Here is a 10,116-nt window from a genome sequence, read left to right as displayed (position 1 = left end):
ATCTTTTAGTCCACCGATTTCTTTGCCCATTCCGGCAAGTTTACCTTTGGCCTGTCCAAGGGCTTCTTTAAGTCCACCATTTTCTTTACCAAGACCAGCTAGCTCACCTTTAGCTTTTCCTAGAGCATCTTTAAGTCCACCGATCTCTTTACCCATTCCGGCAAGTTTACCTTTGGCCTGTCCAAGTGCTTCTTTAAGTCCACCGTTCTCTTTACCAAGACCAGCAAGTTCACCCTTTGCTTTTCCTAGAGCATCTTTAAGTCCACCGATCTCTTTACCCATTCCGGCCATCTTACCTTTGGCCTGTCCAAGGGCCTCTTTTAGACCGCCTATTTCTTTACCCATACCAGCAAGCTTACCTTTTGCTTGCCCTAGAGCTTCTTTAAGTCCACCATTTTCTTTACCAAGACCAGCTAGCTCACCCTTAGCTTTTCCAAGAGCGTCTTTAAGTCCACCGATCTCTTTCCCCATACCGGCCATCTTGCCTTTGGCCTGTCCAAGAGCTTCTTTTAGCCCACCGATCTCTTTCCCCATACCGGCCATCTTGCCTTTAGCTTGTCCAAGCGCCTTCTTAAGTCCACCGATTTCTTCACCCATGCCTTTCATCTTACCTTTTGCCTGACCTAGAGCTTTCTTAAGCCCTCCATTTTCTTCAGACATACCAGCAAGCTTTCCTTGGGCCTGGCCAAGTGCTTTCTTAAGTCCACCATTCTCTTCTGACATTCCTTTAAGTTTTCCCTTGGCCTCGCCAAGCGCCTTCTTAAGGCCGCCATTTTCTTCAGACATACCAGCAAGCTTTCCTTGCGCCTGTCCTAGAGCTTTCTTAAGTCCACCATTTTCTTCTGACATTCCTTTAAGCTTTCCTTCAGCTTGCCCAAGAGCATCTTTAAGTCCACCGTTTTGTGCCATAAGAGACTTTTTATCACCTTCAAGTTTTCCAACCATCGCCTTAAGACGATCAACTTCACCTGCAAGACCTTTATTCTTAGCGTCACCCTGGGCAAGTTTTGATTGAAGGTTTTTGATATCACCTTTAAGGCCTTGATTACTTTGTTGTGAACGTGCAAGATTAGACTTAAGCCCTTTCACATCATCATTTAGACCTGCGATTTTTCCATCACGAGCGGTAACATCAGCATTTAATTTTTTAATTTGAGAATCTTTTTGTGCAGTAAGAGAATCCATGGCCTGAGCATGTTTCCCCTTTAGATCTTTAATTTGGTTATCATAGGCCATTTTTTGATCGGCCTTATTCTTTTCATACTGCTTTGTTAAATCTGTAAGCTCACGTTTGTGATCAGAGTTTAATTTTGCAATTTGCGACTGTGCATCTTTTTTTACACCAGCTAACTGCTTTTCTTTTGTATCAAGTTCTGATTGGTACTTCTTATTTAAGTCAGCAATTTTTGATTCATAGCCTGCTTTTTGCTTTGCTTCTGATTTCTTATGCATTTTTTCTAGATCAGTAATCTTCTTAGCGTGGTCAGAGTTAAGCTTTGCAATAGTTTCTTGTGACTTCTTAATAGTACCTGCTAGTTGAGCTTCTTTCGTATCAAGCTCTGCTTGGTGTTTCTTATTAAGATTTGCAATTTTCGACTCATAACCCATTTTTGTATTTTGTTGCTGTTTTTGATGAGACTTTGTTAAGTCATCAACTTTCTTAGCGTGATCAGAGTTAAGCTTTGCAATTGTTTCTTGTGACTTTTTAATAGTACCTGCTAGTTGAGCTTCCTTTGTATCAAGCTCAGACTGGTGCTTCTTATTAAGATTAGCGATTTGAGTCTCATAACCCATCTTCGTATCTTTTTCTTTTTTCTCATATGACTTTGTTAGATCCGCAACTTTCTTTGCGTGATCTGCATTCATCTTAGCGATTGTTTCTTGAGACTGCTTTTTCTGACCAGCAAGTTGTTGGTCCTTTGAAGTAAGCTCAGACTGAAACTTCTTATTAAGATTGGCTATTTGAGTCTCATAACCCATTTTCGTGTCTTGTTGTTTCTTCTCGTAAGACTTAGTGATCGTATCCACTTTTTTGGCGTGATCAGCATTAAGTTTTGCAATCGTATCCTTAGACTGCTTAATTTGGCCGTCTAATTGTTGTTGCTTAGATGTAAGCTCCGACTGGTGCTTCTTACTAAGATTTGCAATCTGAGTTTCATAACCCATTTGCGTGTCTTTTTGTTTCTTTTCATAAGATTTAGTTAAGTCATCAACCTTCTTTGCATGATCAGTATTAAGTTTGGCAATTGTCTCTTGTGACTGCTTTTTCTGACCAGCTAGTTGTTTTTCCTTAACATCAAGTTCACCTTGATACTTCTTATTAAGATCAGCGATTTGAGTCTCATAACCCATTTTCGTATTTTGTTGCTGCTTTTCATAAGTTTTCGTTAGATCAGATACTTTCTTTTGGTGATCTGAGTTAAGACGAGCAATTGTTTCTTGTGAATCTTTCTTTTGCCCAGCAAGTTGCTTATCTTTTGTATCAAGTTCCGACTGAAACTTCTTATTCATGTCTGCAACTTGTTTTTCATATCCAGCTTTTTGTTGCTGTTTTTGTTTTTCATAAGTTTTTGTTAGGTCGGCCACCTTATTTTGATGATCGGCATTTAGCGTCTTAATCTCATGCTCTTTTGTTGAGATGATATTGGCATATTTCTTATTTAGATTATCAACTTTAAGTGTGTGATCTTGATTAAGTTTTTGAACTTCTTGCTCTTGGGCCTTTTTCTGTTCAACAATCTCTTTTTCAAGCTTTTCTTGAGCAATAATACGCCCTTTAATCTCACGATTTGCCTTGGCGATAACTTCTTCATTCTTACGCTTTACTTGTTGAAGCTCTTGAATTTTCTTTGTGTCTTCAGTTACTTTTTGAAGAGTGTTAGCAAGTTTTGATCTAACCTTTACAATTTCATTATTAACAAGCTTGTTTTCGGCCTGTTGCTCCTGAACTTTCTTTTGTTCTACTTCTAGCTTTGTCTCAAGCTTAGTTTTAACCTGAGTAATCTTTTTGATATCTTGTGTTTGTTTCGTAATTTCCTGCTCTAGCTCTTTAAGTTTCTTTTCTTGCTGAGTTTTTACTTGTTCAACACTTGAAAGAGTTTCTTGAATTTTTTTCTTCTGCTCTTCAACTTGTTTCTTTTTCTTATCAAGTTCACCAACTTTAGAATAAAGAATATTATTCTTATCCTGTGCCTTAGCAAGCATAGAGTCACGTTCTTTAATTTGTTCTTCAAGATCTATTAGTGATTTTTCTTTGAATTCAAGAACAGTTTTAATTCTCTTCTGCTCTTGTTCTTGCTCTTTAATCTTCTCTTTTGTTTGTTCAAGATTCTTAGAAAGTTTATCGTTCTCTTGAGATTTTTGCTTCATCTCTTTTACGATTTGTTGAATTTTCTTTTGAAGTTCTTGTTCTTCTTTCTTTTGTCTCTCCATCATACGTGAAAGCTTATCAAGCTGGGCCTCTTTAGAACGTAGGTCATCTTGATTCTTACGAATCTCTTCAAGACGCTTCTTCATCTCTTTAGCTTTTTCGTTGATTTCTTTCTTTAATTCTGTATTTTCACGAGAGATCTTTTTAGACTTATACTTTTCTTTATCAAGTTGTTGTCCAACTTTTTCAACAATTGATTCTTTCTTTGTTTGGTTCTCAACCATCTCTTCCATGATCTTCTTATTCTTTTCAAGTTTCTCAACAAACTTAGAAAGCTCGACCATTTTCTGGTTAATCACGTTCTTATAATCAGTAACCTCAGTGATTGATTGCTCAATCTCATTCTTGGCCTTCATTTCTTTGATTTTTTGCTCTTTGGACACCATTCCTTCAAGTTGTTGCTCGTGCTTCTTCTTCTCCTGCGCTTGCTGAAGTGATTTAACACCAACTTTAATCATGGCAAAAACGAACATTACTAGGAATACAACTGCAACGGTTGTAAACATATCTGAGTATGAACTCCAGATTGACCCGTCGTCTTTTCTTTCTTCTCTTTTCATAATCCTACCCTCGAACAGATCATAGGATAGCGATTTCTAGAGTTTATTAAAGGCAATGGGCCCTAGGGCCTTGAATTATCTGAGTAACTTAAATATTTACACGTGCTTAACAGGGCAAGAGAGCATTTCTTGGGCCAAAAACCAACTTGCAAGTTGAACACCAAAAGTGGCAAATATTGTGGCCAACGTAAATAATATTGGCCGTTGCCCAATATCTGAGTCAAATGATCGGAATCATTTGGGCCAGTTTATCTCGTAACCACCTAATAACTCATTTTACTTCGTTTTTACTGCGGCATATTTTAACCTTACTTTATATTAATCTTAAGTAGTTACGTGATTGAGACGATAACTATTTGGGATAGTAAATGAAGAAATACACGGAACAGTTTAAATTCATTCTGACGTTTACGCTATTGCTTATGATGGCAAGTTCATGCGTACCTCAGGCAGCTAATAATCGCTCTACATCTAGCAGTGACAACGATGGTGTGGAATCAGAGATCAACGATCCAAGCTTCGAAGACTCAAGGGCCTATATTCAATATGCAGGAAATGTTTATGATTCTGTATTTGAAATGGATAATTACTTTGATGACAAGCTTACATTAAGAGGTCGTGGGATTCACAATTACGTGAAAGAGAATCTCAATAAAACATACTGTGCAGTTGTCAACTTCCCTAGTATTGAAAGTGGTACTCCACTTGTTGCGGTAGGATTTCCACAGTACACGATCAATGTCTCAGAAAATTCAAAAGAATATTTCTTAAGATTCACTTATCGCACAATTGATAAATCTATCACACAAAGCTATTGTGATAACCTTGATGTTCAATCTTTTATCGTCGCTAAGGCCCTAAATTCAACAAAAGTAAAATACGATATCGATGATATTTGTCCAACATGCTCAAATATCACAACAACATCAGGTTCTCTGCTTCTAACAACAAATGCAGGAGATGACCTTACAACAGCACTTGGAAATAGTATTTCATTTAAGTTGTTCTTCACTTATATCGGAACTCCAGATAATGGAAATCTTTGTTCACAAGACTCACAATGTACAAGTAATGGAAGTGACTACTGCTGTCTAAACGGACAATGTGTTCAAGACTTGTCTGCCAAGACAGAAAATATCCCTAGCACAATCTTAAATGAGATTGATCTGAATCCATCAGCAATCTACAACTATCCTAATTACTATAATATTTGTACAACAGGTTCAGTTCCAGGAACAGATCCTGATGATGAATACACTCCTGATGAAGAAGCAGCGATTCGCTTTAATCGTTTGAAACAACTTTTTCAGTGTACGACTCCATTTGATGGAGAACGCGGTATTTGTACAACAATCTATGAAGGTGCTCGTACAGACCTAGAGGAAAACTACGAAACGAATATTGATGACACAAATTTTGCGACTACATATAAAGGAACAAAACCTTTTGCTAACTCAATCCATGAAGTGCGCTATCAAAATGGTGTTATCTATAAAGAAGGTGCAGCTATTGTTCCAGGAACTGTAAGCATCTCCGGAGAAAATGACAACTTAACAGATACGACAAAGCTAAAAATTACGACTCCATATAGTGAAACGAATAAGTACAAAAACCTTGAGATTGATGCCTATACAGATGTTTCATGTAAGCGTATCAATAATTTCCAGGCCCAATGTTATAAAGTCTATAAGCAAGGACAAAATGAAGGTATGGCCACTGACCACTACCCTGGAACACAACGCTTTCAAATTCCTTATTATGCCAACCTAAGCAATAAATTAGTCGTTGAAGTCGATGAAGTGACAAGAACACAAAATACTTCATGGACTCTTTCTGTTGGAGCAATTAATGAAGTTGTCTTTGGAAATAACTACATTGTTCAAGACTCACAAACAGTTAAGATAATCTTCTATGTTAACTTAACAACATATCCAACAATCCTGACATCTAAGGAAGCTGCACAACAGGAGATCGCTACATATTGTAAGTGTTCACTAACACAATGTGCGCTTGAAGAAGTTAGGGACACAAATGATGTGGTTGTTAATTACCAATGTTACTTAGTTTCTAATCAACCAGAAGCTCCCCTACAGCAATCATTTTACCTTTCGGCCAAAACCGCTCCACAGAGGTACTTTGATAGTAATGGTGTCTCTAAGAAAGACTTAACATTAACAGATGTAATTCTTGAACCAAATCTTGCTCAAGAAGGAACAGCGTTTGCTTATACGAGTGGAGATAAGTCAAAACCTAATAATTTAAATGATTACGTTGGCTTTAATGAAATCTACGGAAGCTTTGATCTGACAAGTACAGGGGCCAAAGCTGCGAAAGAGATTTCAGTTAATGAAGGGACAACGTATGATATCTTCGTTTCAGGTGGAAATTATTCAAGTTGTTCATCTTGTGGAAATGATTACTACGCTTCAAGCCTAAAGTATCTATCAAACGAGTTCACAAATGGCCCAGCTGGTTACCAACCTGACCTAACGACTTCATCAAGAAAGAAGACAACAAAGTATCGTTCTGATGACTTCCTCTTTGGACGTGCCTGCTTTGTGCCTGCGACGATGCTTGCTTGGACTCACCAACCTTACGAAGACCAACAGGATCAGAGACTTAATCGTATGAAGGCCCAGCACTTTATGGTTGCTAATGGCTATGATCGCGACTGGTATGGATTCAACTACGGATCTGTAATTGGATCATTTGATGGTGTTAAATGGTTTGCAGTTGGTTCAAAAAGAAGAATCAAGGCATCAAGTAATAAGCTCTTTCTGGCCATTAATGCAAAATTCTCTGATCAAACAGTTGAGAATAGTTATTCAGTTACAGTACAAGATTCAGTTATTAACGGAAGTTCAAATATTCCTACAACGGATTTTGCAACAGATGGAGCAACTTGCCAGCAAATTCACTCTTGTAGCACAGATAATGAATGTGTTTCTGCACTAGGTTGGGATTATGCTTGTGAGAATATTTCGACACTCTCATCACCTTTTCCAAATTTTGATGTAAATGGAAACGAGATCCCACAAGAAAGCGATATTGACCGCCTTCTTTCTCTAACAGGAACTTTTTCAGGTGGCGTAAAGAGATGTGTCTATCGAGGACGTGGAGCAGCTTGTTTACCAGAATACAACACTGTAAATAACTCTTCTCAGTCTTACACGACAGTTGGTTCAAAGAGACTACATGGTTGTTCATTTAACAATCACTGTCAGCCACTTGAAGGTGCCAATAATGATAAGTTTAATAATAGAATTTCACGTAAAGCAACTTCTCTAGCATTCCAAAATGGACAGGTTGATACGGATGAGGATCTTGTCTCAACAGTGGGACTAGAAGCACCGGCCCTTGGCCGTCCATTTAGCTATATTGGTAATGAACCTCCTAATTCAAATGCAAAGAAGAACTTACTGCTAAATAATGTTCAGGGCCTCTGCCTACCAGGGCGTGATGCAAACTTAGAAGATGTAGTAGTTTCGATGGATCGTGAATCAGTTCTTGTTCCAGATTTCATTGGTAATATGGGAAATACTGTTACAGACCTACAAAATAATGTAAACCTTAATACATTCCTAAGTTGCCCTACTTTTGATACGACTGGTGACTATATTGCCTTTGATCGAATTAATGATGTCACAACAAGAACATCAGATTTACAACTCCTATCAAGATCTCAAAACCTAAGCACATACTTCTTAGAAATTTTTGAAGGACTTACAAATAATGAACTTCTAAAAGACCTTGAAGATGAAGATGCACCATATGTTGACTCACAAGCTCTTCCAGTAAATGCATGCCTTAGAGCTCCAGGTTCAACATGTTTTACAGACCTTGATTGCTCGGCCTCTAAATTTGTGACAGATAATACAAAGGGTGTCTCAATCGATGATCTTATTACGGCAACAAGTCAGTATGAGCTATCTTTCTGGCAAACAGAACAGGTTTGTTCACAACCAGCACGTGTTGGCGATGATGACTATGACATAAGAAATAATCGCTGTTGTACAGAGATGGGAAATACATTTAAAGTCCCTACTCTTGATATCTTTGGAAGACCTATTTCAAATGATTCAACGATCACTAATAGTGACGGTGTTGATTTAACAAGAGTACCCGGTGCGGAAATTGGCGCAAAGACTGCAACACGCTTCTCAGGAAATGTTCTGACAGAGTATGAAAGACAAACTGATGGTATCAACACAATGACAATGGCAACTAAGGATGCCGGGATACCTGAGGCAAGTGCCTACTCTCAGTTTAAGGCCCTTTCAACTTATGGGAAGAAAATGTGCTGTAGCGAGAACTGGGTTCGAAGCTTTAACAAAGAAGTGAATGGTGGTGGACATGAGTGGGGGCCAAGTAAAATGCAAGCTCACGGTCAAGACTCACTAGAAGACTTTAAATGTTACAACTACGCTGATCAGTCAAAACAAAATTGTAGTGCCACTCAAGCTCAAAATACATCAAGCTGTTCACTTGTGGATATACCAGATGCAATTGGAGAAGATATCACAAAGTGGCTGGGGTATTATGAGCTAACAGGTATTCCTAATATCGTTATCAAAGACCATATCTCAGGTGTTGTTGATATGGGTGATAATAAGTGTAGCAAACCAATCTATCGTGATGACACGGCAACTGCGGAATATGGAATTGATGGATTTATGCTTGCAGACACTGCCGACTATGAGCCACTATCAAAAGCAAATGAATTCAAGCCAGTATTTGAAAGTGATGAGTTTGCTTGTTGTATGCCGGCAGGAACACAAATGCAGGCCGGAGATGATGCGAACCTTTGTTGTACTGGTTATATCAACCCGCAAAACAATAAGTGTCAGCTAAAAAATTATGCTAACGTTTCTGCATATACGAATCGTTATGTTTCAAGTGAACTTCAAAATCTTCCAGATTCAGACTTTGAACCTCTGACTGGGCATATGAAAGATCGTGAAAAGCTTGCTATCGTAGCATGTCAGCAAAGTATGTGTGCTGATGGTTATGTTGGTTTTGGTCTAGCTCATGGACAATATGGACTTCCAGAAGAAACACTTGCTGATGCAGATGCTGCAGGAGTTGGGAATGTTAAGCGATTTATGCAAAATACTGATAATGATAATGAGCTAGGTCGCGTTGACTACTTCCTAGAAGGTCTAAAGTGGAATGCTCACGTTTACTGTCTTCCGGCCAATGTTGCCAGTGAGCTTCAAGGCTCAACACCGGCCGTTCAAGTTCTTAACTGTAATTAAATTTAATATCATCAATAATCTTATCGAGGAGTGCCTTGGCCACTCCTCTATTATCCTTTGCAATATAAGGATGAATTTTCATACTAAGACTTAGTTGTCCATTAAATTCCATGGCAACAATACCAACGGGGAAGTTCTTTGAACCTGGAGTTGTGGCAAACCACACCTCATCTTTCCCAAGAGACTTATAACTTTCATCTTCAACATTCCAAGCACCGATATTAGAAAATGTCCCGAGCCAGAAATTCTTTGTTGCAGAATTTCGAGAAAGTTTGGCCATATAATTTCTGCCAAATAAAACACCGATGTGGTGAACCCACCAGAGTCCAATATGATTGAGAGTTTTAACTTTTTCAGAAAAGCTATTTCTTATTTCTTTATAGTCAGAATTTGCATTAAGGCGTAATTGAACAAAAGAGGTGTGATTCTCATAAGGGTTAGACTTATTAACGATTCCTCTAATATTAATAGGAAGTAGCCAAGAGTAGCGCTCATTTTGACATTCATCTTTGATCAGAGAAAAAACATGAAGATTAATAAGTTCTAAGAGCACAACATTTTGAGAAAGCTTATTTTCCTTTAGAAAATTATTAAAGGCCTTTGTCTCATCATGATTAAGTACCCCTATTTCAAATTCATAATTATCTTTAGGTCTAATATCATTACGTTCTTTCCACTGCGGGGCCTTAGCTGGTGAAATATCCGTCGATTTCAAAGCAAGTTTCACATGTTTCCAAAATGAGATCTTCTTCTTGTAATTGGAATAGATCGGATCTCTTTTAGCGCCTAGTTGGGTAAGGTAATATGGAATGGAAGCACTTCCGTCCATCAAAGAATGAGAGTACTCAAAGTATTCAGGAGACAAGAGACT

Annotated in this window: 3 protein-coding genes; 1 reads left to right on the top strand and 2 read right to left on the bottom strand. The window is 38.1% G+C overall.

Annotated features, from left to right (window positions below; all coding sequences use genetic code 11):
* On the bottom strand, positions 1–3,990 hold a 3,990-nt coding region (locus ABMA79_RS04700; RefSeq protein WP_393090682.1), incomplete at its 3' end, for a hypothetical protein.
* A 368-nt stretch (positions 3,991–4,358) separates the two neighbouring features.
* Between ABMA79_RS04700 and ABMA79_RS04695 the strand changes: the two genes are divergently transcribed.
* Positions 4,359–9,245, top strand: a complete 4,887-nt coding sequence (locus tag ABMA79_RS04695) for a hypothetical protein (RefSeq protein WP_393090679.1) — start codon at positions 4,359–4,361, stop codon at positions 9,243–9,245.
* Here ABMA79_RS04695 and ABMA79_RS04690 read toward each other — a convergent pair.
* A partial coding sequence (locus ABMA79_RS04690) for a hypothetical protein (RefSeq protein ID WP_393090676.1) occupies positions 9,232–10,116 on the bottom strand: 885 nt, incomplete at its 5' end. The genes ABMA79_RS04695 and ABMA79_RS04690 overlap by 14 nt on opposite strands.

Source organism: Halobacteriovorax sp. HFRX-2_2 (assembly GCF_043196705.1).
In the GTDB taxonomy this organism is placed as follows: Bacteria; Bdellovibrionota; Bacteriovoracia; order Bacteriovoracales; family Bacteriovoracaceae; genus Halobacteriovorax_A.
Note: the sequence above shows the minus strand (reverse complement) of the source record. Positions and strands in the feature narration are given on the sequence as shown.